The organism is Nonomuraea cypriaca, assembly GCF_015645445.1.
Lineage (GTDB): Bacteria > Actinomycetota > Actinomycetes > Streptosporangiales > Streptosporangiaceae > Nonomuraea > Nonomuraea cypriaca.
In genome coordinates this window covers 65526-88783 of record NZ_JADOGI010000010.1, presented here as the reverse complement: position 1 = coordinate 88783, position 23258 = coordinate 65526, and the positions used below count along the sequence as shown (strand labels likewise).

Below are 23258 nucleotides of genomic sequence, written 5' to 3'. Positions count from 1 at the left end.
GGTGCCCGGTGTCCACCACCACCTGCGCCTTGGGGCCGAGTTTGACGCAGTGCGCGTACGCGGTGCCCCAGTCGGGCACGTCGGTGGCGTAGAAGGCGGGCTCGAACAGTTTGTACTCCAGCAGGAAGCGCTGGTCGTCGCCGAGCCGGTCGTAGACCTCGGCCAGCGACTCGGCGAGCCGGTCCTGGCGGGCCCGGATGTCGTCCTGGCCCGGGTAGTTGAGGCCGTCGGAGAACCAGAGCTTGAGGGTGTCGGAGCCGGTGGCGTCCATGATGTCTACGCACTCCAGCAGGTGGTCGGTGGCCTTGCGCCGGACCCCCGCCGCCGGGTTGGTGACGCTGCCGAGCATGTAGTCGTCGTCCTGGAAGACGTTGGAGTTGATGGCTCCGATGCCCACGCCCAGGTCACTGGCGTGCCTGGCCAGGTCGGCGTAGTCGGTCACCTTGTCCCACGGGATGTGCAGCGCGACCGTCGGCGCGACCCCGGTGTAGGCGTGCACCTGGGCGGCGTCGGCCAGCTTCTCGTACGGGTCCCTCGGCACCCCCTTCTGCGCGAACACCTTGAACCTGGTGCCGCTGTTGCCGAACGCCCACGACGGCGTCTCGATGTGCTGGGCTCGCAGCGCGGCCTTGATGTCTGTCATTGCTCCCCGATCAATCCAGGTGGAACACTTCGTCCAGCGTGTGCATGCCCTCGTCGGGGCGCCCGTCGAGGTCCTCGAAGAACGGCGCCATCTCGGCCTGCCAGCGAGCGTTGACCTCGGTCTCGGCCATGGCCTTCTTGGTGGCCTCGAAGTCGTCGGTCTCCAGGTAGCCCACGAGCAGGCCGTCGTCTCTAAGGAAGAGCGAGTAGTTGTGCCAGCCGGTGCGCGACAGCGCCTCTCGCATCTCCGGCCAGACCTCCTGGTGGCGTTCGCGGTACTCCGCCAGCCGCTCTGGGCGGACTTTCAGCAGGAAGCAGACGCGTTGCACTGACACTCCTCTCAAAACGTTTTAATGCTCGCCAGGAAACTATGATTCCAGGTGCGCTGTCAATGCGGGTTCCGGCCCCATGAGGCCCCTACCGTTCGATGACACGTTTTAACCAGGGACCACGACGACATCGCCCGCCCGCACGATGATCGTCTCCCCCGCGGGCGTGGTCACGGCGGCGTCCCCGGCCGTGTGGTTGATCGCGAAGAGGTACGCGCGGCCGTCGGCGTGGGAGCGGCGTACGACCTCCACGCCCGGAGGCGCCTCGGCCGCCGGCTCGACGCCGGCCTCCGCCCGGACGGCGGCGAGGACCCCGGCCAGGGCGTCGTCGTCGAGCCTGGTGGTCAGGTAGTGCGCGGCGCCCGCACCCCACGCGTTGCGGGTCCATGCGGGCTCGCCGGTCGCGTACGCGTCGAGGACCTCGGCGCCGTCGGCGTGCGCCACCTCGCTCCAGACGGTCCCCGTGGCGCCCGACACCAGCCGGATCGGGCCGTCCAGCGGGAAGAACTCCTCGACGCGCACCCCGAGCAGGTCGCGCCACGCGCCGGGGTAGCCGCCCAGCCGCACCCGGTCGTGCTCGTCCACGATCCCGCTGTACGGCCCCACCAGCGCGACCCCGCCCCGGCGGACGAACTCGGCCAGATTGGCCGCCCCCGCATCGCTCACCAGGTAGAGCGCGGGCACCAGCACCAGGCGGTAGCCGGTCAGGTCGCCCTCGGGATGGGCCAGGTCGCAGGTGACGCCCGCCCGCCAGAGCGCGGCGTGCCAGCGTTTGGCCTCCTCGACCGGGTCCAGATCCGAGCTGGGCTGGGCGGGATGGTCCTGCGCCCACACGCTGGAGTGGTCGACGAGAAGCGCGACGCCGGCCTCGACCGTGCTGCCCGCGACGTCCGCGAGCCCGGCCAGTTCGGCGCCGAGCGCCGTGACCTCGCGCCAGATCTTGGTGTCGGTGCCGGCGTGCGGCAGCATCGCCGAGTGCCACTTCTCGGCGCCCGCCCGCGAGGCCCGCCACTGGAAGAACATGATCCCGTCCGCTCCCCTGGCCAGGTGGGACAGGGAATTGCGGCGCAGTTCGCCGGGGGCCTTGGCGAGGTTGCGCGGCTGCCAGTTGACCGCGCTGGTCGAGTGCTCCATCAGCAGCCAGGGGCGCCCGCCGTTCAGCGAGCGCGCGTAGTCGGCGGCGAAGGCCAGGTCGATGTGCGGCTCCGGGCGGGCGCCGATCAGGTAGTGGTCGGTGGAGACCACGTCCACTTCGGCGGCGAAGGCCCAGCAGTCCATGTCCCAGTGGGCGCCCGCCATCAGGTTCGTGGTCGCGGGCACGTGCGGGGTGAGCTTCCTCAGCAGGTCGCGCTCGCCGATGTACAGCTCGAGCAGCGCGTCCGAGCTGAACCTGCGGAAGTCGAGTTGCAGGCCCGGGTTGGTGAAGCTGGGGGTCGCGCGGGGCGGCAGGATCTGCGCCCAGTCGGTGTAGCGCTGGGACCAGAACGCGGTGCCCCACGCGTCGTTGAGCTCGTCGAGCGAGGCGTAGTGGGAGCGCAGCCAGGCGCGGAAGGCGGCGGCGGAGGTGTCGCAGTAGCAGCGGGCGTTGTGGCAGCCGTACTCGTTGTGCACGTGCCACATCGCCGGCGCCGGGTGGTCCCGGTAGCGGAGGGCGACCTGCTCGGCGATCCGCAGGGCCTTGTCGCGGTAGATCGGCGAGCTGGGGCAGAATCCCTGCCTGCTGCCGTGGTACAGCCGCCGCCCGTCGGCGTCCACGGGGAGCGCCTCGGGGTAGGCGTCGCCGAACCACGGGGGCGGGGCGGCGGTCGGGGTGGCCAGGTTGGCCCTGATCCCGTTCGCCGCGAGCAGGTCCAGCACGCGGTCGAACCAGTCGAAGTCGAACACGCCCTCGACGGGCTCCAGCGCCGACCAGGAGAAGATCCCGACGCTGACCCGGTTGACGCCGGCCTCGCGCATCAGCGCGACGTCCTGCTTCCATGTCTCCTCGGGCCACTGCTCGGGACTCCAGTCTCCGCCGTAGGAGATGACGTCGGGCATGAAGCCTGCCTTTCGCGATTTTCCGGTTACTGTCTGGAACACGGTGTTCACCGGGATTAAAACGTTCCTCTACCGTGGGGCACAAGTGCCGCCCCACCGCCATGAGCGGGTCCCCGCTGATCAGCCAGGGCGATTTCGCGAGACATTAGTAGAACGTTTTACGAAAGAGCGGCCTCCAACAGGCGCACCCACCGTTGCCTGACTGGCGTACCGTTGGTTAGTACGTTTTAATTGGGCTCCATGGCCATGGTCAGCATCAAGGACGTCGCCGCCCACGCCGGCGTCTCCCCAGGCACGGTCTCCAACGTACTGAACCGGCCAGGCAAGGTCGCGCCCGCCACACGGGAGCGGGTGGAGGCCGTCATCAGCGAGCTGGGGTTCGTCAGGCACGGCTCGGCCTCGACGCTGCGCGCCGGGCACAGCAGGACCATCGGCCTGAGCGTGATCGACATAGGCAACCCGTTCTTCACCGAGGTAGCGGCCGGGGTCGAGGACGTGGTCAGCGACCTGGGCTACGCGGTGATCCTGGGCAACTCGGCGGGCTCGCAGGACAAGGAGGACCGCAACCTGCGGGTGCTGGCCGAGCACCGGGTCCGCGGCGTGCTCATCACCCCGTCGGGCGAGGACCCGGCCAGGCTGGAACGGCTGCGCGGGCACGGCATCAGCGTGGTGCTCGTGGATCACCCGGCGCACCGCCCCGACCAGTGCGCGGTGGCCGTCGACGACGTGGCGGGCGGCCGGGCGGCTGTCGCGCACCTGCTGGCCAGGGGCGCGCGCAGCGTCGCCTACGTCACCGGGCCGCTGACGATCAGGCAGTGCGTGGAGCGGCGGGAGGGCGCCAAGGCGGCCATGCGCTCCGGCGGGCTGGACCCGGAGGAGTTGCGGGTCATGGAGGCGGCCACGATGACGGCCCGCGCGGGTGAGCAGGCGGCCGCCGGGCTGATCGCCGCCGGGCTGCCCGAGGCCGTCTTCTGCGCCAACGACCTGCTGGCGCTCGGCGTGCTGCGCGGACTGCTGCGGGCCGGGGTGCGGGTGCCCGAGGACGTGGCGTTGATCGGATACGACGACATCGACTTCGCGGCCGCCTCGGCCGTGTCGCTGAGCTCGATGCGCCAGCCGACCTACCAGCTCGGCCGCATCGCCACCGAGCTGCTGCTCGACGAGTGCGACAACCCCGAGACGCACGCCCACCAGCACATCATGTTCCAGCCTGAGCTGATCGCGAGGGAGTCGACGCAATGAGCCGGCGTTTCGCCGCGGTGGACCTCGGCGCCTCCAGCGGCCGGGTGATGGTGGCCGACCTGTCCGACGGGTTACGGCTCACGGAGGCGCACCGCTTCCCGAACGGGCCGGTGCGCGTGGCGGGCCGCCTCCACTGGGACATCCTCGGCCTCTACCGCGAGATCCTGGCGGGCCTGGGCGCGGCCGGGCCTGTCTCGTCGGTCGGAGTGGACGCGTGGGCGGTGGACTACGGGCTGCTCGACGAGTCGGGCTCGCTGCTCGGCAATCCGGTGCACTACCGCGACGACCGTACGCGGGGCGTGCCGGAGCAGGTGGCGGCCACGGTCGGGGCGGCCACCCTGTACGAGGTCTCCGGCCTGCAGGTGCTCCCGTTCAACACGATCTACCAGTTGCTGGCCGACCGCCTCGACCAGGCGGCGACGATGCTGCTGATCCCCGACCTGATCGGCTACTGGCTGACCGGCGAGCTGGGCGCGGAGGTGACCAACGCCTCGACGACGGGGCTCCTCGACGTACGCACCAGGTCGTGGGCGGTGCCGCTGATCGAGCGGCTCGGCCTGCCGCCGGAGCTGTTCCCGCCACTGCGGCAGCCCGGCGAGGCGCTCGGCGGCCTGCGGCGCGACGTGGCCGCGGAGATCGGCTGGTCGGCGCCCGTCAGGGCGGTGGCCTCGCACGACACGGCCTCGGCCGTCGCCGCGGTGCCGGCGTCTGGGCCGGCCTTCGCCTACATCTCGTGCGGCACCTGGTCGCTGGCCGGGGTGGAGCTGCCAGGACCGGTGCTGACGCCGGAGAGCCGGGCCGCGAACTTCACCAACGAGGCCGGCGTCGACGGCACCGTCCGCTACCTGCGCAACGTCATGGGACTGTGGCTGCTGCAGGAGTGCCTGCGCGCCTGGCCGGGCTCCGACCTCGGCGACCTGCTGGCGGCCGCGGCGGGCGAGCGGCCGTTCGCCGCCGTGGTGGACCCGGACGAGCCGGTGTTCCTGCCGCCGGGCGACATGCCGGCCAGGATCGCGGCCGAGTGCCGCCGCACCGGGCAGCGGCCGCCCGCGTCACCCGCCGCGTACGTCCGCTGCGTGCTGGAGAGCCTGGCGCTCGGGCACCGGCTGGCCGTGCGGCAGGCGATGGAGCTGTCGGGGCGCGAGGTCGAGGTCGTGCACCTGGTGGGCGGCGGGTCGCGCAACGAACTGCTGTGCCAGTTCACCGCGGACGCCTGCGGGCTGCCGGTGGTGGCGGGACCGGCGGAGGCGACCACGTTCGGCAACGTGCTCGTGCAGGCCCGCGCGGCGGGGCTCGTCTCCGGCGTGGCCGAGATGCGTGCCCTGGTCGCCTCGTCTCAGCCGTTGCGCCGCTACGAGCCGGCTGGGTCCGGCGACGCCTGGGCCGAGGCCGCTTCGCGCCTCTTCTGACCCCTCTGACCTGCTTCCCCCGGTTTTCGCCCGGCCCGAGAAGGGCAGGAAGCCGACCGGGGGCATCGGGGGGTGTCATGAATTTCACGTGGCCGTTGCTGCGGCAGTTGACCGGCAAGGACCGTCTCGGGCTGGGGGAGTCGGTGAAGTCGGCCGCGACGGAGTCGTTGCGGCCCCGTATCGCGACGGCGGACCGCGTGGTCAAGTCGGTGTGCCCGTACTGCGCGGTGGGCTGCGCCCAGAACGTGTACGTACAGGATGACAAGGTGGTCCAGATCGAGGGCGACCCCGACTCACCGATCAGCCGCGGCCGGCTGTGCCCGAAGGGCGCGGCGACCCTCCAGCTCACCACCGGCGCCAGCCGCCGCTACCAGACGCTCTACCGGGCGCCTGGAGCCTCGGAGTGGCAGGCGATCGACCTGGCCACCGCCATGGACATGGTGGCAGACCGGATCATCGCCACCCGGCGCGAGACCTGGGAGTGGGAGCACGAGGGCCGGCGCACCGCGCGGACCATGGGCATCGCCAGCCTGGGCGGCGCGACGCTCGACAACGAGGAGAACTACCTCATCAAGAAGCTGCTGACGGCGCTCGGCGTGGTGCAGATCGAGAACCAGGCCAGGGTGTGCCACAGCTCGACCGTGGTGGGGCTGGGCACGTCGTTCGGGCGGGGCGGCGCGACCACGTTCATGCAGGACCTGCAACACTCCGACTGCGTCGTCATCCAGGGGGCGAACTTCGCCGAGGCGCATCCGGTGGGCTTCCAGTGGGTGATGGAGGCCAAGGCGCGCGGCGCGGTCGTCATCCACGTCGATCCGCGCTTCACCCGCACCAGCGCGCTGGCCGACCTGCACGTGCCCATCCGCGCGGGCTCCGACGTGGCCTTCCTCGGCGGGCTCATCCGCCACGTGCTGGAGAACGACCTGTTCTTCCACGAGTACGTGGTCAACTACACCAACGCGGCGACCATCCTGCGCGAGGACTACCGCGACGCCGAGGACGAGGACGGCGTCTTCTCCGGCTTCAACGCCGAGAACCGCACCTACGACAACGACTCCTGGCAGTACGAGGGCATGTCGGTCGTGGCGGCGTCGGGAGAGCGGGACACGGACTATGAGCGGCGGTCGGGCAAGGTGCCGCCGGGCCGTACGGAGACGTTCGGCGCCACCGGCGCCCCGATGGACGGCACACCGAACCGGGACGAGACGCTGCGCCACCCGCGCTGCGTCCTGCAGGTGCTGCGCCGCCACTACGCCCGCTACACGCCGGAGATGGTGGAGCGGGTGTGCGGGGTGCCACAGCGGATGTTCGCGAAGGTGTGCCGCCATCTGACGGAGAACTCCGGGCAGGACAAGACGTCCGAGTTCGTCTACGCGGTCGGCTGGACGCAGCACAGCGACGGGTCGCAGTTCATCCGGGCGGCGAGCATCCTGCAACTGCTGCTCGGCAACATCGGCCGGCCCGGCGGCGGCATCCAGGCGCTGCGCGGGCACGCCAGCATCCAGGGCTCCAGCGACATCCCGACGCTGTTCAACCTGCTGCCCGGCTACATCCCGATGCCGCACGCGCACGAGAACGAGCGGCTGGCCGACTTCCTTCAGGCGGACGCGCCGCACAAGGGGTTCTGGGCGAACATGCCCGCCTACCTGGTGAGCCTGCTCAAGGCGTGGTGGGGGGACTCCGCGCAGCCGGACAACGACTTCAGGTTCGGCTACCTGCCCAGGCTGACGGGCTCGCACAGCACGTACGACACCGTGGTGGCGCAACTCGACGGCACCTGCAAGGGCTACATGCTGCTGGGCGAGAACCCGGCGGTCGGCTCGGCCAACGCCAGGATGCAGCGGCTCGGCATGGCCGAGCTCGACTGGCTCGTCGTACGCGACTTCAGCCTGATCGAGAGCGCCACCTGGTGGAAGGACGGCCCGGAGATCGAGACGGGCGAGATGAGGACGGCCGACATCGGCACCGAGGTCTTCTTCTTCCCCGCGGCGTCGCACACCGAGAAGAACGGCAGCTTCACCAACACCAACCGGCTGCTGCAGTGGCACTTCCAGGCCGTCGAGCCCGCCGGGGACGCCCGCAGCGACCTGTGGTTCATGTACCACCTGGGGCGGATCATCCGGCAGAAGCTGGCGGGCTCGACGGATCCGATGGACGCGCCCGTCCTTGAGCTCACCTGGGACTACCCGGTCGAGGGCGAGACGGCCGAGCCCTCCGCGGACGCGGTGCAGGCCGAGATCAACGGCTGGGACGCGCACGGCCGGCCGCTGCCGGGCTACCACGCGCTCAAGGACGACGGCTCCACGGCGTGCGGTTGCTGGATCTACTGCGGCGTACGCGCCGACGGCGTGAACCAGGCGGCCCGCCGCAAACCGGCCGCCGAGCAGGACTGGATCGCCGCCGAGTGGGCGTGGGCCTGGCCCGCGAACCGGCGCATCCTCTACAACAGGGCCTCGGCCAGGCCGGACGGCAGCCCGTGGAGCGAGCGCAAGCGGCTGGTCTGGTGGGACGCCGGCGCGGGCCGCTGGACCGGCCACGACGTGCCCGACTTCGAGGCCGACAAGAGCCCCGGCTACCGGCCGCCGCCGGACGCGACGGGTGTGGCGGCGTTGTCGGGGATCGACCCGTTCATCATGCAGGCCGACGGGAAGGGCTGGCTGTTCGCCCCTGCCGGGGTGGTGGACGGGCCGCTGCCGACGCACTACGAGCCGCAGGACTCGCCGGTGGCCAATCCGTTGTACAGGCACCAGCGCAACCCGGCGCGCAAGGTCTACCCGCACGAGGCCAACCGGTACCACCCGAGCGGGGACGAACCTGGCTCGTCGGTCTATCCGTACGTGGTCACGACGTACCGGTTGACCGAGCACTTCACCGCGGGCGGCATGAGCCGGCACACGCCGTACCTGGCCGAGTTGCAGCCGGAGATGTTCTGCGAGGTGTCGCCGGAGCTGGCGGCCGAACGGGGGCTCGTACACGGGGACTGGGCCACGATCGTCACGGCGCGCAACGCCATCGAGGCCAGGGTGCTCGTCACGGACCGGATCCCGTCGCTGCACCTCGACGGGCGGGTGCTGCACCAGATCGGGTTGCCGTTCCACTACGGGCCCAACGGCCTGGCGACCGGTGACGCGGCCAACGAGCTGGCGTCGATCTCGCTGGACCCCAACTCCCACATCCAGGAGGTCAAGGCCCTGTCGGCGGACATCCGCCCGGGGCGGCGGCCGCGCGGTCCCGCGCTGCCCGAACTGGTCATGTCCTACCGGCGGCGGGCCGGCGTGACCGCCGGCACAGGAACGGAGGCGTGAGTCATGGCGTTCGACCTGGAGGAGAAGCTCGGCGACGGGCGCGTGGGGTTCTTCACCGACACCAGCGTGTGCATCGGCTGCAAGGCGTGCGAGGTGGCCTGCAAGGAGTGGAACGCCGTCCCTGAGGACGGCCTGAACTTCACCGGCATGTCCTACGACAACACCGTGAGCCTGAGCGCCGACACGTGGCGGCACGTGGCCTTCATCGAGCAGCGCGTTCCGCTCGGCCGCCAGGAGCCAGGGGTCGGCGACATGGACTTCCGCTGGCTGATGTCCTCCGACGTGTGCAAGCACTGCACGCACGCGGCCTGCCTGGACGTGTGCCCGACCGGGTCGCTGTTCCGCACGGAGTACGGCACGGTCGTGGTGCAGGAGGACGTGTGCAACGGCTGCGGCTACTGCGTCCCCGCGTGCCCCTTCGGGGTGATCGGCAAGCGGGAGAGCACCGGCACGGCGGCCAAGTGCACGATGTGCTACGACCGCCTGGGCGCCGGTGAGGAGCCGGCCTGCGCCAAGACGTGCCCGACGGACTCCATCCAGTTCGGCGATCTGGACGAGCTGCGGGAGCGGGCCGAGCGGCGGCTCGCGCAGGTGCGGGAGGCCGGGATGTCCTCCGCCCGCCTGTACGGCAACGACCCAGGCGACGGCGTGGGCGGCATGGGCGCGTTCTTCCTGCTGCTGGACGAGCCCGAGGTGTACGGCCTGCCGCCGGACCCCGTGGTGACCACCAAGGATCTGCCGTCGATGTGGCGGCACGTCGGAGTCGCGGCCCTCACCCTGCTCGCGGGCGTGGCGGCGACGACCTGGAGGAGAGGCTCATGAGTCAGACCGACGTCCGGCTGGACGGCTCGGCGGAGCTGCGCCCCGACCGCGAGGCGACGCCCGGCTCGGCGGGAGGCCGCCGCGCGCGGCTCACGCCGGCGGGGACCGGCCCCGACTCCTACTACGGGCAGCCGGTGCTGAACGAGCCGACGTGGCAGGCGCACGACATCGCCGCCTACCTGTTCCTCGGCGGCCTGGCGGGCGCCTCCTCCACGCTGGCCGCCGCCGCGGAGCTCACCGGCAGGCCGCACCTGGCCAGGGCGAGCAAGGTCGGCGCCCTGTGCGCGCTGGGCGGCTCGCTGTACGCGCTGATCCACGACCTCGGCAGGCCCGCCCGTTTCCTCAACATGCTGCGGGTGTTCAAGGTGACCTCGCCCATGAGCGTGGGCACCTGGATCCTCACCGCCTACGGCCCGCAGGCCGGGGTGGCGGCGGCCACCGCCACGACCGGGCTGCTGCCCGGCGCCGGCCGGGCCGCCACCATCGGGGCGGGACTGGCCGGGCCCGCCGTCGCCACCTACACCGCCGCCCTCATCTGCGACACCGCCGTGCCCGCCTGGCACGAGGGGTACCGCGAGATGCCGTTCCTGTTCGCCGGCTCGGCAGCGGCGGCGGCGGGCGGGCTCGGGATGCTGGCCGCGCCGCTCGCCGAGGCGGGTCCCGCCCGCCGGGCGGCCCTGGCGGGCGCGGCCGCCGAGTGCCTGGCCGCCGCTCGGATGGAGCGGCGGATGGGGCCGGTGGCCGAGCCGCTCAGGCGCAGCAGGCTGCTGCGCGCCGGCGAGGCGCTGTCCCTGGCCGGCGCGCTCGCCGGGATCACCGCAGGCCGGCGCAGCAGGCTCGCGGCCGCGGCGGCGGGGGCGGCCCTGCTGGCGGGGTCGGCGCTCACCCGGTTCGGGATCTTCCATGCCGGGATGGAGTCGGCGAACGACCCGAAGTACACCGTGCAGCCGCAACGCAGGCGGCTGGCCCAGGAGAAAGCGAAGCGTGACCTCACATGAAGCGAAAAGTCATCGAATATCTGCCGTTCATGGGCATCGTACTGGTGATATGCGCCGCGTCCTGGGTGGCCGGCCGGTCGCTGCCGGCCGCCATGACTACATCGCCTCCTGGAACCCGGCGGGGCCGTACGATCGGGAGATGACCGAAAAGACCGAAACCGCGTCTGGCTGGCTGGCACCCGAAGAGCTGGAGTCGGTGCGGGCCCAGATGCCGATACTCTACGTCGACGCCGTGCCGGTGCGGGTGGACGACACCGGCGTGGTGACCCGCGTCGGTCTGCTGCTGCGCATCGCGAACGACGGGACGGTCAGCCGGGCGCTGGTTTCGGGACGTGTGCTGCACCACGAGCGGGTCCGCGACGCGTTGCTGCGCCATCTGGAGAAGGACCTCGGTCCCGTGGCACTCCCCCGCATCCCCGTCTCCCCGCAGCCGTTCACCGTCGCCGAGTATTTCCCCACGCCCGGCGTCACGCCGTACCACGATCCCCGGCAGCACGCCGTGTCCCTGGCCTACATAGTCCCCGTCGCCGGCGACTGCCGGCCCCGGCAGGACGCGCTGGACCTGGTGTGGTTCACGCCCGAGGAGGCGGCGTCGCCGGTGGTGCAGCAGGAGATGGCCGGCGGCCAGGGGGTGCTGCTGAGGCAGGCGCTCGCCCACGTGGGCCGCCTGCCCTGAGCTCAGGGCCGCTCGGCGCCCCGGCGCACCCAGCGGTAGAGCGGGTCGCCGGGACACGAGGTGGCGTAGCCGTCCCGGTGGCCCTTGACCTCGCGCCCGGCGTCGCCGTGCTCGCGGAGGTATTCGATGGCGTCGACCAGGGCGTGCAGCAGGTCGTCGTTGGGCTCGACCAGCCCGGAGTCGCCCAGCAGGGCCAGCACCGCGTAGTGGCCGGTGTTGAGCCCGGCGCCGTTGGCGGCCGGTAGCGCGTGCGGGCCGCGCCCCATGAACGTGCGCCTGTGGGGGCAGCACACCATGTTGTAGCCCAGGTCGATGTACGTCTCGCCGCGCCCGCCCGACATGTGCATGCGCTGGATGGCCCTGACCATGTCGACGCAGCGATCGTGGCTGCCCGGCTCGGCGAGGTCGGCGGGGACCTTGCCACCGGTGTAGTGGATCTTCACGCCTCGGGTGGACGCCAGGCGGGTGTAGCCGCTGCTCGGCTTCTTCGCGTGCCACTCGGCACGGGTGATCACATCCATGTGTTCCTCTCCTGAACGGAATACCCTAGCAACCAGCCTCCCAACTTTGCGTAGCGATGTCATTACTTCAGGTAACCAGGGTCGCGTGCCGTTCAGGTGACGCCCGCCTGCCGGGGCACCGCTGACGCGTGCACCGGCAGGCGGCGGGACTCAGCGAGAGCCGCTGAGCGGGCGTGCGCCGAAGTTCCCGCGGTGGACCTTGCGGAAGACGTGGGACCTGCCGGCGGTGTCGAACGCGGCCCTGGCGGTGATCCGGCGGCCGGTGGAGGGCAGCGGGAAGCCCACCGCGACCGCGGTGCCGGGCTCCACCACGGGCACCTTCTCCGACCTGGCCCTGCGTGACCCGTCGAGGCCGAGTCTGACGTCGTACCACGGCACGGACGAGCCGTTGTGCAGGGTCACGACGATCTGGTCGCCGTCGATCTCGGTGCGCAGCCCGTACGGGGTGCGCGGGTCCGGGCCGATCGAGGCGTCGAGCGTGGCCATCAGCTCGGCGACCAGGTCGGGGCGGGTGAAGGCGAGGTCCACGTGCTCGCCCCGGTCGGCGGTCAGGTCGTACAGCTCGATACGGCCCTCGGGACCGGCGCCCTCGATGTTGGGTGCGAACCTGACCGCCTTCCACCGGCCGCGTCTGATGGCCTGGGCCTTGCGCGGCCGGTTCCACACCAGGTGGTCGTGCGGGGTGACGCGGTCTCCGGTGAGCAGCCCGCGGAAGGAGCGCCCGTCGAGGTGGGCCGGGATGGGCACCCTGGCCAGGTCCGCCATCGTCGGCAGCAGGTCCCACGCGGCCACCGGCTGCTTCACCACGCGCGGCCGCAGCCCGGGTGACCAGGCGATCAGCGGCACGCGGATGCCGCCCTCGTACACGTCGCGCTTGTCGGCGCGGTAGGGGCCGTTGGAGTTGAACAGCGTGGGCGTCACGCCCTTCTCACGGTGCGGGCCGTTGTCGCTCATGAACAGCACGAGCGTGCGGTCGGCGATCCCCGCCTCGCGCAGCGCGCGCAGCAGCGCGGCGACGTCGTCGTCGAGCCTGGCCACCTGCGCGGCGTGCCGGCGGTTGGCGTCGCTCCACGGCTTGTCCTCGTACGGCCCCGCGTCGCCGGGGATGACACTCGGCGAGTGCGGCAGGTTGCTGGCGAAGTACAGCAGGAAGGGGTTGTCGTCGCCTTTTTCCTTGATGAACTCGACGGCCCGCTCGCGGAACAGGTGGGGCGCGTACGAGCGGCCGTCGAGCTGCACCTTCTCGTCGTTGTGCCAGAGGTACTTGGGGAAGTACTGGTGGGCGTGCTTGTGGCCGATGTAGCCGAAGAACTCGTCGAAGCCGCGGACGTTGGGGTGCGACTCCTGGCCGGCCGCCTCGGGGCCGAAGCCCCACTTACCGATGCACGCCGTGCGGTAACCGGATAACCCCAGGAGCTCGGCGAAGGTGAGGTCGGCGGCGGTGAGCGAGAGCTGGGGCCCGCCCTCGGGGTTCTCCCGGACCGTGCTGTGCCCGTTGTGCAGCCCGGTGAGCAGCGAGCACCGGGAGGGCGCGCAGAGCGGCGCCCCCGAGTACGCGGCGGTGAAGCGCACACCCTGGGCCGCCATCCGGTCCAGGTTCGGCGTCTTGATCAGGCGTTGTCCCTGGCTTCCTATCTCACCCCACCCCAGGTCGTCGGCCAGGATGACGACGATGTTGGGCCGCGCGGGCAGGCCGCCCGCGGTGGCCGCCTGTGCGGCGGTGGGCCCGGTGGGCAGGGCGAAACTGGTGAGGGCTCCGGCGAGTAAAGCGCGGCGCGAAGGGCCGTTGATCACGAAGGGCAAGATATCGGAGCTCCAGGAGAACGGCGGCCAAATCGGGGGCGAATTCTGTCACAGCCTGGCAACCAATCAAGGTCAGGCCAGGTAATCCCACTTGCGGCACATCTCGTGGAGCTCCTCGGGGATCTCGGCGGCGGACGGCAGCGGGCGGCCGGCCACCACGGTGCCCGCGCGGATCTTCTCGCGCCAGTCGCCGATGCCCTTGACGAAGCCGCCGTGGTCCTTGTCCCCGTAGTTGAGCATCGCCGGCTCCCACTCGACGCCGAGAAACAGGCAGAGCCTGCGCAGCTCGGCCTCGGGGTCGGCGACGAGGGCCTCGTACCGCACGGTCAGGCCCTCCAGATGGGTACGCGCCTCCTCCAGGTACCTCATGTAGCTGAGCGTGCGCGGCACCGCCTCCGTCATGGGCCGCTTGGCCGGGTCGGCCTCGTGCCAGGACTGAACGATGGACATCGGGTGCCGCAGCAGGAAGACGAAGCGCGCGTCCGGCCAGCAGGTGGCGATGCGCCGCCAGGCGAACACGTTGCTCGGCGTCTTCTCCGCCAGGATCGGCTTGCCGCTGCGGCTCAGCTCGCGGTGCAGCAGCCGGTCCCAGACGAGGTGCTCGATGTCGCTGTGGGTGTGCCCGAGCAACTCCATGGCCTGGCGGACGGGGTCGGTGCCGAGACCCACCGTCATCCGCCTGAAGTGCGTCTCGATCGGCGAGTGCACCTGTGAATGGCTGTCGAGCATCACGCGCAGCAGCGTCGAGCCCGACCGCACGGATGACAGCAGGAAGACCGGCTCGCGCAGCAGCCGGTCGTGCGCCGGGTCCACCGGCGGCCGGACCGTGTCCCCCGGCAGCCGCTGCAGCTCCAGCGACGGCTTCAGCGGCTTCGGTGACGGCTTGGACGGCTCTTTGCGCGGCCGTCGCGTCAGTGTGTATCCCGTCAGGCCCTCAAGTGTCGCGTTGGCCCGGTACCTCCAGCTCATGGGCCTACAAGGTAGAGGCAGCCAGTGAACCCCAGGTGAATGAGGGCTGTGAACCTGTCGCGAGGAGCACAGATCTTCCGTGTCGTTGTCCGCGGAGCCGTAAACGATTTCACCTGACTATGAAGTCGTCGATCAGAACGGACATCAGGAAAAACCATGAGCTCGACGAGGGGCGGCGACGACGTGGTCAACGTCCAGGACGGCGCGGCGGAGCTCAGCGTGAGCTGCGGCGAGGGATCGGGTGACCTGGCCATCGTCGACGATCCCGGGTTCGACCGGGTCGACGCCGACTGTGAGACGCTCCAGCGTCCTTCCTAGGCCCGCTTGATCACGCGGTCGTGCACGACCGCGTACGTGTCGCGCAGCGCCGCCATCGACTCGTCGTAGGAGGCCTGCGCGACCCCCGTGAAGAGGCAGTCGACCACCATGAGCTGGGCGATGCGGCTGCCCAGCGCGCCGGAGCGGAAGCTGGTCTCCCGCGCGGCCGTCGTGAGCGTCACGTCGGCCGCGCCGGCCAGCGGCGACTCGCGGAAGTTCGTGATCGCCACCGTGGCCGCCCCCGACCTGCGGGCGATGGACAGGAACTCGACGGTGTCCACGGTGGCGCCGGTGTGCGAGACGGCCACTGCCACACAGGCGCCGTCGAGCGTGGCCGCCGACGTCCACGCCGAGTGCGAGTCGTGCCAGTTGAGCGCGGTACGCCCGATGCGCGACAACTTCTGCTGCAGGTCCAGCCCGACGAGCGCGCTCGCGCCCACGCCGAAGCTGTCGATCCTGCGGGCGGACAGCAGCAGCGCCACGGCCTCGCCCAGCGCCTCCATGTCGAGCGAGCGGGCCGTGTCGGCGATGGACAGGGTCTCGTTCATCGCCACCTTGGAGACGATGCCCTCCAGGCTGTCGTTCCTGTCGATGTCGCCTGATACCTCGGGCAGGCTCGACCTGTTCAGCTCCTCCCGCGCCACGGCCCTGGCCAGGTCGATCCTGAAGTGCTTGTAGTGGGCGTACCCCAGGCGCTGGTAGAAGCGGACGACCGAGGTCGTCGAGGTCTCGCAGCGGGTGGCCACCTCGGCGATCGACAGGTTCGCGGCGGCGGGATCCGCGACGAACGTCTCGGCGATGCGCCGCTCCGACGGCCGCAGCGCGGGCACGGCCGCGCGGATGCGGATCAGCAGGGTCCCGGCGTCCTCGGCCATCGTCATCCGTCCCCGCGCGAAGGAAAATAAATACCCTGGTGGTAAGGTCTGCGTAATTTTATGACGTACGTCTTCAGGAGACCACATGTCCCGTGGCGCGTTCTCCGCGGCCGGCCTCGCCGCGGTGCTGTCCGTCGCCCTCACCAGCTGCTCGGCCTCCACCGGGCCCGCCACGGGCACCGGCGCGACCGGCGGGTCAGGCGGCGGCCTGGTGGTCGGCGTGACGTCCGACCCTGACACGCTCTTCCCCTGGAAGGCCACCCAGTTCCAGGCCGTGAACGTGCTGCAGAACCTGTACGGCACGCTGACGGAGTTCGACAAGGACCTCAACGTGGTCCCCGGCCTGGCCGAGTCGTGGGATACCTCGGAGGACGGCGAGAAGCTGACGCTCAAGCTGCGGCAGGGCGTCACGTTCGCCGACGGCAGCGCGTTCGACTCCGAGGACGCCAAGTCCTCACTCGAGAAGATCATGGACGAGAAGACGGCGGCCGTGGCCAGGACGTCGCTGGCCGCGGTGAAGTCCGTCGAGGCGCCAGACGCGAGCACGGTGGTGCTGGAGCTGACCGGGCCCGACGCCGCGCTGCCCGCCAATCTGGCCACGGTGAACATGGCGATGCTCTCCTCAGGCGACACCGAGGAGAAGCTCAACGCCACGCCCAACGGCACCGGGCCGTTCACGCTCACCAAGCGCGTGGCCAGCCAGTCGATCACGCTGGCCAGGAACGACAAGTACTGGGGCGCCGAGAAGCCGAAGGTGGCCACGGTCGAGTTCCGCGTCATCCCCGACGAGTCCTCCATCGTCTCGGCGATGCAGTCGGGCAACGTGCAGCTCGCGGTCTTCAACGACCCGCTGGTCGCCCAGACCGCGCAGGGCGGCTCGGTCAACGTCGCCAAGACGCCGCAGCTCAACTACCACGTCCTGCAGCTCAACGCGCAGCACGGCGACCTCAAGGACGTCAACGTGCGTCTGGCGATCCAGTGCGCGATCGACCGCAAGCAGGTGCTCGACACGGCCGCGCTCGGCGAGGGCGAGGTGACCGGGCCGATCACCGCCCCGGCGTTCAAGTCGGACCCGAACAAGCGCCCCTGCCCGAACAGGGATCTGGCCAAAGCCGCCGACTATCTCGGCAAGGCGGGCAGGTCCGGCGGGGTGACCGTCAAGACCATCGTCTCCCAGGGCGAGTACGCCACCTCGGTCAACGAGGCCCAGAACCTCAAGGCGCAGTTGGCCGAGGCCAAGATCAACCTGGACCTGGAGGTGCTGGAGTCCGGCGCGTTCGTGGACCGCTGGGTGGCGGCCGACTTCGACGCGGCCGTCGCGCTGAACGGCGGACGCCCGGAACCCGACGGCTCCTACGGCCGCTACTTCACCAGCGACGGCAACCTGAACAAGGTCGCCGGCTACAGCTCCCCCGAGCTGGACAAGCTGTTCGCCGCGGGCAAGGCCACGACCGACCAGGCCGAGCGCAAGGCGATCTACGACCAGGTGGCGGCGGAACTGGAGGACAACGCCGCCTGGATCTGGCTGTTCGCCGGCTACACCTACACCGCGACAACCGCCAACGTGCGGGGCTTCGTCCCGATGGCCAGCGGCTCGCTGCAGTACCTGCGTACGACGTCCGTCGGCTGATGCGCGCGTTCGTACGCAACCGTGCCGTCCGGCGCGTGGCGGGCGTGATCGGCACCCTGTTCGGGGTGGCCGTGTTCGTGTTCGTCATGCTCAGGGCGATCCCCGGCAACCAGATCACGGCCGGGCTCGGCACCGAGGCCGCCGCGCTGACCCCGGCCCAGCAGGCGGCGCTGGAGCGTTACTACGGTCTCGACCAGCCGCTGTTCACCCAGTTCTTCTCGTGGCTCGGCAACATGTTCACGGGGAACCTCGGCTACTCGGCGCGGTCCCAGCAGAGCGTGCTGGATCTGACACTGCAGTCGTTGCCGGTGACGTTCGAACTGGCGGTGCTCTCCATCGTGCTGGCGCTGCTGATCGGCGTGCCGCTCGGCATGCTGTCGGCCTCGAGGACGAACTCCCCCAGGGACGCACTCGGCCAGGTCGTGAGCCTGGCGGGGCTGTCGATCCCGGCGTTCCTGCTGGCCACGACGCTGCTGTCGGTCTTCGCGGCGTCGTTCGGGTTCAACCCCAACGGGCAGGGCTTCGCCACGCTGTTCCAGGACCCGCTGCTCAACCTGCGTCAGATGCTCCTGCCCGCGCTCGTGCTGGGCTTCGGCATCGCGGCGCCGATCCTGCGCACCACCCGTACGGCGGTGCTGGAGGTGCGCTCGAACGACTTCGTCCGCACCGCCCGCGCCAAGGGCGTGCCCGAGCGGCGGCTGCAGGTCAGGCACGTGCTCGGCAACGCGCTCGTGCCGATCGTGACCATGACCGGGCTGCAGTTCGGCTACCTGCTCGGCGGCGCTGTCGTGGTCGAGCAGATCTTCTCCGTGCCGGGCATCGGCAGGCAGGTGCTGCTGGGCATCCAGCAGAAGGAGTACGCGGTCGTGCAGAGCACGGTCCTGGTGATCGCGCTGGCGTTCGTCGTCGTCAACCTGCTGACCGACGCGCTCTACCGGATCATCGACCCGCGGGTGAGGGCGTCATGACGGCTCTGCTGCGGCGCGGCCCTGCCGGGGTGGCGGGGCTGGCCGTCCTGGTGGTGCTGGCGGTCGTGGCGGTGCTGTCGTACGCGGGGCTGCTGCCGTACGACCCGATCGCGCAGAACCCGCCGTCGCGGTTCCTGGGGCCGTCGGGCGCGCACCTGTTCGGCACCGACCAGTTCGGCAGGGACGTGTTCTCGCGGGTGGCGGCCGAGGTGGGCAACTCGGCGCTCATCGCGATCGTCGCGGTGGCGTTCGCGACCGTGGCGGGCACGCTCGGCGGGCTCGTGTCGGGTTTCTACCGCGGCGTGGCCGACGGCGCGATCAGCGGGGTGACGAACGTGCTGTTCGCGTTCCCGCCGCTGCTGCTGGCGCTGTCGCTGGCGTCGGTGCTGGACCGCAACTGGTTCACGATCGCCGTGGCGATCGCGATCGTGTACGTGCCCATCTTCATCCGCGTCACCCGCGGCCCCGTGCTGTCGCTCAGAGAGATCGAGTACGTCAAAGCGGCCGTCTCCACCGGCCAGAGCCGCTGGCAGATCATGCTGCGTCACGTCCTGCCGAACATCACCTCGATCGTCGTCATCCAGGTGGCGCTGTCGCTGTCGTGGGCGGTGCTGACGGAGGCCTCGCTGAGCTTCCTCGGCCTCGGCACGCCGCCACCGGCGCCGTCGCTGGGCTCGATGATCTTCGAGGCGCGCAGCCTGGTGTTCGTGGCCCCGTGGACGCTGATCGCCCCCGGCGCGGTCGTCGTGCTGCTCGTGGTGGGACTGAACCTGCTCGGCGACGGCCTGCGCGACGCATTCGACCCGCGGAATCGAGGAAAGCGGTCATGAGAGTTCTCGGGATGATCTCCGGCACCTCGCACGACGGGATCGACGTGGCGGCGGTGGACTTCGAGGCGTCAGGCGGCCTGCTCGAAGGCCGGGTCGGGCACACGGCGAGCACGCCGTACCCCGCGGAGCTGCGGGCCCGGCTGATCGCGGCGCTGCCGCCCGCCCCGGCGACGCTCGCCGAGGTGTGCGTGCTGGACACGCTCATCGGGCAGAGCTTCGCGGACGCCGCGCAGGCGGCGATCGCGGAGTGCGGTCCTGTCGACCTCGTCGTCTCGCACGGGCAGACCGTCTACCACTGGGTGGAGGGCGCGCACGCGCGCGGGACGCTGCAGATCGGGCAGCCCGCCTGGATCGCCGAGCGCACGGGCGTCCCTGTGCTGTCGGACGTGCGGATCCGCGACATCACGGCGGGCGGGCACGGCGCCCCGCTGGTGTCGGTGCTGGACGGGCTGCTGCTGGGCGCGCACGAGGGCGGCGCCGCGGCACTCAACCTGGGCGGCATCGCCAACATGACCGTCGTACGCGACAGCGACCTCTACGCCTACGACATCGGGCCGGCGAACGCGCTGATCGACGCCGTGGTGACGAGCAGAGGGCTGAACGGGCTCGGCTTCGACGAGGGCGGCCGGATCGCGGCATCCGGGCGGGTGGACCCGCGACTGCTCGAGGTGCTGCTCGACGAGCCGTACTACGGGCTGGCCGCGCCGAAGAGCACCGGCAAGGAGCTGTTCCACCTCGGGTACGTGGAGGCCGCGCTGGCCGAGACCGGTCACCGGCCGGCCGACGCCGACCTGGTGGCGACGCTGACCGAGCTGACCGTGCGGACCGTGGCCCGCGACGTGCGGGCCGCCGGGGTGGACGCGCTGGTCGTCTCGGGCGGCGGCTGCCGCAACCCGGTGATCATGGAAGGGCTGCGGGCCGCGCTGCCCGGCGTGGACGTGGCGCCGTCCGACGACTACGGCGCCCCGGCCGACGACAAGGAGGCGATCGCGTTCGCGCTGATCGGCTGGCTGAGCGCGCACGGCCTGCCCGGCACCGTGCCCGGCGGCACGGGCGCCAGAGCCCCACGCGTCCTCGGCACGCTGACGCCGGGCGCCGGGCCGCTCGTGCTGCCCGCGCCGCTCGCCGTGCCGCCGCGCTCGCTGGTGCTCACGCGATGAGTCAGGCACATCCGCGGGAGGACCGCGTGGAGGCGCCTCCCGGGCTCGTCATGGCCGCGCGCACCCCGTGGTCCGACCTGACCGAGTGCACCGGGCACCGCACCGTACGGCGGGCGCCGGACGGCACGCTCGCCGGCGAGGCGCCCATGACCATGGACACCTACCACGACCTCGCCTCGGTCACGAAGATCGTCGCGACCACGACGGCGCTCATCCGGCTGGTGTCCGACCGGCTCGTGGACCTGGACGCGCCGCTGAGCGCGTACCTGCCGCGGTCGTACGAGGCGATCACCGTACGGGACCTGCTGCTGCACCGGGGCGGGCTGTGGGAGTGGTGGCCGCTGTACATCCAGCCGGCGCTGCCGCCGCCGCGCTACCGGCCCGGCCGCGCGCGGCACTACTCCGACCTCGGCTTCGTCCTGCTCGGCCGGATCGTCGCGGCCGTCACGGGGCTGCGGCTGGAGCGGGCCGTGGCCGAACTGGTCACCAGGCCGCTCGGCCTCACCTCGACGACGTACGCCCGTCCGCCGGGCACCGAGGTGGCGATGAGCGCCCTGGACGACCGGGTCGAGATGACCATGCTGGACACCGGGCGGCCGTACCCGGTGCCGTACCGGAGCACCGACTTCGCCCACTGGCGGCGCGAGCCGGTGCTCGGCGAGATCGCGGACGGCAACGCCTTCCACGCCTTCGACGGGGTCTCCGGGCACGCCGGGCTCTTCTCCACCGTGCCCGACCTGCTGAAGTACTGCCTCGCGCTGTCCCGCTACGAGGAGCACGATCGGCTCTGGCGGCCCGAGGTCGTACGGGAGTTCCTCACGCCGGGGCCCGATCCCGAGCAGGCGCTCGGCTTCCGCCGCTACCGGCTGGACCTCGCGGACGAGACGGTCACCGTGCTCGGCCACCCCGGCTACGTGGGCTGCGCGATCGGCTTCGTGCCCGGCCACGACGTCGCCCTGGTGCTGGCCAGCAACCGCCTCCTGGTCGACGGCGCGCCGACGCCCACCGACGCCCTCTGGGACGCCCTGCTGGAGGCCACCACCCAACGATCGAGGACCGCATGACCCCGCTCCTGGAGATCCGTGACCTGTCGGTCGCCTTCCGCACCGGTAAGCAGGACGTCACCGTCGTCAAGAACGTCTCGATGGAGATCCTGCCTGGCCAGACGGTCGCGGTCGTCGGCGAGTCGGGGTCGGGCAAGTCCACCACGGCCGCCGCGGTCAACCGGCTGCTGCCCGGCAACGGCCGCATCACCGGCGGCGAGGTGCTGTTCGAGGGCCGTGACCTGGCCAAGGCCGGCCGGCGCGAGATGACCGCGATCCGCGGCGCCAGCATCGGCCTGGTCCCCCAGGACCCCATGTCGAACCTCAACCCGCTCATGCGCATCGGCGACCAGATCGCGGAGGCCCTGGAGGTGCACGGCGTCGCCGCCGGCCGGGCGGCGCGGGCCCGCGCGGCCGAGCTGCTCGACCTGGCCGGCATCCCCGACGCGGCGCGGCGGAGCGGGCAGTACCCGCACGAGTTCTCCGGCGGCATGCGGCAGCGCGCGCTGATCGCGATGGGGCTGGCCTGCCGGCCGCGGCTGCTCATCGCCGACGAGCCGACCTCCGCGCTGGACGTGACCGTGCAGCGGCGCGTCCTCGACCAGCTCGCGGAGCTCACCGCGGAGATGGGCACCGCCGTCTTCCTCATCACGCACGACCTGGCGCTGGCCGCGGAGCGGGCCGACATGGTGGCCGTGATGTACCGGGGCGAGATCGTCGAGACCGGTCCCGCCGCCGAGATCCTGGCCGAGCCCGGCCACGAGTACACCCGGCGGCTGCTGAAGGCCGTGCCGAGCCTGTCGTCGGTGCGGCTGCCCGTACCGGAGGCCGCCGATCCGCCGCGCGAGGACCTGGTGGTGGTGGAAGGGCTGCGGAAGGTGTTCCCCATCAGGGGGACGGGTGAGGAGTTCACGGCGGTGGACGGGGTGTCGTTCGGCATTCCACGCGGCCGTACGGTCTCGATCGTGGGCGAGTCGGGCTCGGGCAAGTCGACGACCGCGAACCTGCTGCTCGGGCTGGACGACCTCACCTCAGGCAGCATCCGCTTCGACGGCACCGACCTGACCGGGCTGGGGCGGCGCGAGCTGTTCGCCTTCCGCCGGCGGGTGCAGCCGGTGTTCCAGAACCCGTACGCGTCGCTCGACCCCCGCTACACCGTCGGGAAGTCGATCGCGGAGCCGCTCCGGGTGCACCGGGTCGGCACGGCGGCCGAGCGCCGCAAGGCCGCGGCCGAGCTGCTGGAGAAGGTGTCGCTACCGGCGTCGACGGCCGAGCGGCTGCCGCACGAGCTGTCCGGCGGGCAGCGGCAGCGGGTGGCCATCGCCAGGGCGCTGGCGCTCTCCCCCGATCTGGTCGTGCTCGACGAGGCGGTCTCCGCGCTCGACGTGCTCGTCCAGGCGCAGATCCTGGAACTGCTCGCCGAGTTGCAGCGCGAGCTGGGCGTCAGCTACCTGTTCATCAGCCACGACCTTGCCGTGGTACGGATGATCTCGCACGCCGTGCACGTGATGCGGGACGGGCGGATCGTGGAGAGCGGAACGGCCGGCGAGATCTTCGACCATCCATCGGACGACTACACCAGGGAACTGCTGGCCGCGATCCCCGGCGCCGCCCGCTGACGAGTGTCCCTGCCATCGACAGGCCGTGAGCGAGATCATTCGGCACGTGGGCGGCTCGTAGC

Annotated in this window: 19 protein-coding genes and 1 pseudogene; 13 read left to right on the top strand and 7 right to left on the bottom strand. The window is 71.3% G+C overall.

All coding sequences use genetic code 11. The features are described from left to right. The 3 genes and pseudogenes from ITP53_RS05525 to ITP53_RS05515 form a co-directional block, all read right to left on the bottom strand. A pseudogene (locus ITP53_RS05525) lies at window positions 1–643 on the bottom strand (TIM barrel protein); the annotation flags it as partial. Window positions 644–653: 10 nt separating this feature from the next. Further along, a complete protein-coding gene (locus tag ITP53_RS05520) occupies window positions 654–971 on the bottom strand; it encodes an L-rhamnose mutarotase (RefSeq protein WP_195894190.1) in 318 nt (105 codons plus the stop codon). Between the two features lie 108 nt (window positions 972–1079). Next, a complete protein-coding gene (locus ITP53_RS05515) occupies window positions 1080–3008 on the bottom strand; it encodes a beta-galactosidase (protein ID WP_195894189.1) in 1929 nt (642 codons plus the stop codon). A gap of 240 nt (window positions 3009–3248) precedes the next feature. Here ITP53_RS05515 and ITP53_RS05510 point away from each other — a divergent pair, with 240 nt between their 5' ends. The 6 genes from ITP53_RS05510 (at window position 3249) to ITP53_RS05485 (ending at window position 11460) form a co-directional block, all read left to right on the top strand. Further along, window positions 3249–4250: a LacI family DNA-binding transcriptional regulator gene (locus ITP53_RS05510; RefSeq protein WP_195894188.1), complete on the top strand. Its 1002-nt coding sequence runs from the start codon at window positions 3249–3251 to the stop codon at window positions 4248–4250. Then, window positions 4247–5659 (top strand): rhamnulokinase, encoded by a 1413-nt coding sequence (locus tag ITP53_RS05505; RefSeq protein WP_195894187.1) that lies wholly within the window; start codon window positions 4247–4249, stop codon window positions 5657–5659. The genes ITP53_RS05510 and ITP53_RS05505 overlap by 4 nt, the downstream gene beginning before the upstream one ends. Window positions 5660–5736: 77 nt before the next feature. Next, window positions 5737–8964: a formate dehydrogenase gene (gene fdh / locus ITP53_RS05500; RefSeq protein WP_195894186.1), complete on the top strand. Its 3228-nt coding sequence runs from the start codon at window positions 5737–5739 to the stop codon at window positions 8962–8964. Window positions 8965–8967: 3 nt separating this feature from the next. Further along, window positions 8968–9786 (top strand): 4Fe-4S dicluster domain-containing protein, encoded by an 819-nt coding sequence (locus tag ITP53_RS05495; RefSeq protein WP_195894185.1) that lies wholly within the window; start codon window positions 8968–8970, stop codon window positions 9784–9786. Beyond that, complete coding sequence (gene nrfD, locus ITP53_RS05490) at window positions 9783–10784, top strand: NrfD/PsrC family molybdoenzyme membrane anchor subunit (RefSeq protein ID WP_195894184.1); 1002 nt, start codon at window positions 9783–9785, stop codon at window positions 10782–10784. Before ITP53_RS05495 ends, nrfD begins: the two co-directional genes overlap by 4 nt. Window positions 10785–10923: 139 nt before the next feature. Next, on the top strand, window positions 10924–11460 hold the full coding sequence (locus ITP53_RS05485) for an NUDIX hydrolase family protein (RefSeq protein ID WP_195894183.1): 537 nt from the start codon (window positions 10924–10926) through the stop codon (window positions 11458–11460). 2 nt (window positions 11461–11462) lie between these two features. Here ITP53_RS05485 and ITP53_RS05480 read toward each other — a convergent pair whose 3' ends face one another. The 3 genes from ITP53_RS05480 to ITP53_RS05470 all read right to left on the bottom strand — a co-directional run bounded on the left by ITP53_RS05480 (window position 11463) and on the right by ITP53_RS05470 (window position 14753). Next, on the bottom strand, window positions 11463–11981 hold the full coding sequence (locus tag ITP53_RS05480; protein WP_195894182.1) for a peptidoglycan recognition protein family protein: 519 nt from the start codon (window positions 11979–11981) through the stop codon (window positions 11463–11465). 150 nt (window positions 11982–12131) lie between these two features. Further along, complete coding sequence (locus tag ITP53_RS05475; RefSeq protein WP_195894181.1) at window positions 12132–13775, bottom strand: arylsulfatase; 1644 nt, start codon at window positions 13773–13775, stop codon at window positions 12132–12134. 81 nt (window positions 13776–13856) lie between these two features. Further along, window positions 13857–14753, bottom strand: a complete 897-nt coding sequence (locus ITP53_RS05470) for a sulfotransferase family protein (RefSeq protein WP_195894180.1) — start codon at window positions 14751–14753, stop codon at window positions 13857–13859. A 156-nt stretch (window positions 14754–14909) separates the two neighbouring features. Here ITP53_RS05470 and ITP53_RS05465 point away from each other — a divergent pair, with 156 nt between their 5' ends. Beyond that, window positions 14910–15071 (top strand): hypothetical protein, encoded by a 162-nt coding sequence (locus ITP53_RS05465; protein ID WP_195894179.1) that lies wholly within the window; start codon window positions 14910–14912, stop codon window positions 15069–15071. Here ITP53_RS05465 and ITP53_RS05460 read toward each other — a convergent pair. Beyond that, entirely contained in the window at window positions 15068–15952 is an 885-nt protein-coding gene (locus ITP53_RS05460; RefSeq protein WP_236050474.1) for a MurR/RpiR family transcriptional regulator, read from the bottom strand. The genes ITP53_RS05465 and ITP53_RS05460 overlap by 4 nt on opposite strands. Window positions 15953–16031: 79 nt before the next feature. Between ITP53_RS05460 and ITP53_RS05455 the strand changes: the two genes are divergently transcribed. Genes ITP53_RS05455 through ITP53_RS05430 form a run of 6 tightly spaced genes read left to right on the top strand, consistent with a single transcriptional unit; the run spans window position 16032 to window position 23196 of the window. After that, entirely contained in the window at window positions 16032–17576 is a 1545-nt protein-coding gene (locus tag ITP53_RS05455; protein WP_195894178.1) for an ABC transporter substrate-binding protein, read from the top strand. Further along, window positions 17576–18544 (top strand): ABC transporter permease, encoded by a 969-nt coding sequence (locus tag ITP53_RS05450; RefSeq protein ID WP_195894177.1) that lies wholly within the window; start codon window positions 17576–17578, stop codon window positions 18542–18544. The genes ITP53_RS05455 and ITP53_RS05450 overlap by 1 nt, the downstream gene beginning before the upstream one ends. Continuing rightward, window positions 18541–19374 carry an ABC transporter permease gene (locus tag ITP53_RS05445; protein WP_195894176.1) on the top strand — a complete coding sequence of 278 codons (834 nt, stop codon included), beginning with the start codon at window positions 18541–18543 and terminating at the stop codon, window positions 19372–19374. The genes ITP53_RS05450 and ITP53_RS05445 overlap by 4 nt, the downstream gene beginning before the upstream one ends. Continuing rightward, window positions 19371–20534: an anhydro-N-acetylmuramic acid kinase gene (locus ITP53_RS05440; protein WP_195894175.1), complete on the top strand. Its 1164-nt coding sequence runs from the start codon at window positions 19371–19373 to the stop codon at window positions 20532–20534. Before ITP53_RS05445 ends, ITP53_RS05440 begins: the two co-directional genes overlap by 4 nt. Next, on the top strand, window positions 20531–21598 hold the full coding sequence (locus ITP53_RS05435; RefSeq protein WP_207755553.1) for a serine hydrolase domain-containing protein: 1068 nt from the start codon (window positions 20531–20533) through the stop codon (window positions 21596–21598). The genes ITP53_RS05440 and ITP53_RS05435 overlap by 4 nt, the downstream gene beginning before the upstream one ends. Continuing rightward, on the top strand, window positions 21595–23196 hold the full coding sequence (locus tag ITP53_RS05430; RefSeq protein WP_195894173.1) for an ABC transporter ATP-binding protein: 1602 nt from the start codon (window positions 21595–21597) through the stop codon (window positions 23194–23196). Before ITP53_RS05435 ends, ITP53_RS05430 begins: the two co-directional genes overlap by 4 nt. Window positions 23197–23258: the final 62 nt, after the last annotated feature.

Excerpts from the sequence above, each read along its gene's own strand:
- ITP53_RS05485 (WP_195894183.1), top strand. The coding sequence starts at position 10,924 with ATGACCGAAAAGACCGAAACCGCGTCTGGCTGGCTGGCACCCGAAGAG.
- ITP53_RS05430 (WP_195894173.1), top strand. The coding sequence starts at position 21,595 with ATGACCCCGCTCCTGGAGATCCGTGACCTGTCGGTCGCCTTCCGCACC.
- fdh (WP_195894186.1), top strand. The coding sequence starts at position 5,737 with ATGAATTTCACGTGGCCGTTGCTGCGGCAGTTGACCGGCAAGGACCGT.
- ITP53_RS05450 (WP_195894177.1), top strand. The coding sequence starts at position 17,576 with ATGCGCGCGTTCGTACGCAACCGTGCCGTCCGGCGCGTGGCGGGCGTG.
- ITP53_RS05455 (WP_195894178.1), top strand. The coding sequence starts at position 16,032 with ATGTCCCGTGGCGCGTTCTCCGCGGCCGGCCTCGCCGCGGTGCTGTCC.
- ITP53_RS05510 (WP_195894188.1), top strand. The coding sequence starts at position 3,249 with ATGGCCATGGTCAGCATCAAGGACGTCGCCGCCCACGCCGGCGTCTCC.
- ITP53_RS05435 (WP_207755553.1), top strand. The coding sequence starts at position 20,531 with ATGAGTCAGGCACATCCGCGGGAGGACCGCGTGGAGGCGCCTCCCGGG.
- ITP53_RS05515 (WP_195894189.1), bottom strand. The coding sequence starts at position 3,008 with ATGCCCGACGTCATCTCCTACGGCGGAGACTGGAGTCCCGAGCAGTGG.
- ITP53_RS05505 (WP_195894187.1), top strand. The coding sequence starts at position 4,247 with ATGAGCCGGCGTTTCGCCGCGGTGGACCTCGGCGCCTCCAGCGGCCGG.
- ITP53_RS05495 (WP_195894185.1), top strand. The coding sequence starts at position 8,968 with ATGGCGTTCGACCTGGAGGAGAAGCTCGGCGACGGGCGCGTGGGGTTC.
- ITP53_RS05445 (WP_195894176.1), top strand. The coding sequence starts at position 18,541 with ATGACGGCTCTGCTGCGGCGCGGCCCTGCCGGGGTGGCGGGGCTGGCC.
- nrfD (WP_195894184.1), top strand. The coding sequence starts at position 9,783 with ATGAGTCAGACCGACGTCCGGCTGGACGGCTCGGCGGAGCTGCGCCCC.
- ITP53_RS05470 (WP_195894180.1), bottom strand. The coding sequence starts at position 14,753 with ATGAGCTGGAGGTACCGGGCCAACGCGACACTTGAGGGCCTGACGGGA.
- ITP53_RS05440 (WP_195894175.1), top strand. The coding sequence starts at position 19,371 with ATGAGAGTTCTCGGGATGATCTCCGGCACCTCGCACGACGGGATCGAC.
- ITP53_RS05480 (WP_195894182.1), bottom strand. The coding sequence starts at position 11,981 with ATGGATGTGATCACCCGTGCCGAGTGGCACGCGAAGAAGCCGAGCAGC.
- ITP53_RS05465 (WP_195894179.1), top strand. The coding sequence starts at position 14,910 with ATGAGCTCGACGAGGGGCGGCGACGACGTGGTCAACGTCCAGGACGGC.
- ITP53_RS05460 (WP_236050474.1), bottom strand. The coding sequence starts at position 15,952 with ATGACGATGGCCGAGGACGCCGGGACCCTGCTGATCCGCATCCGCGCG.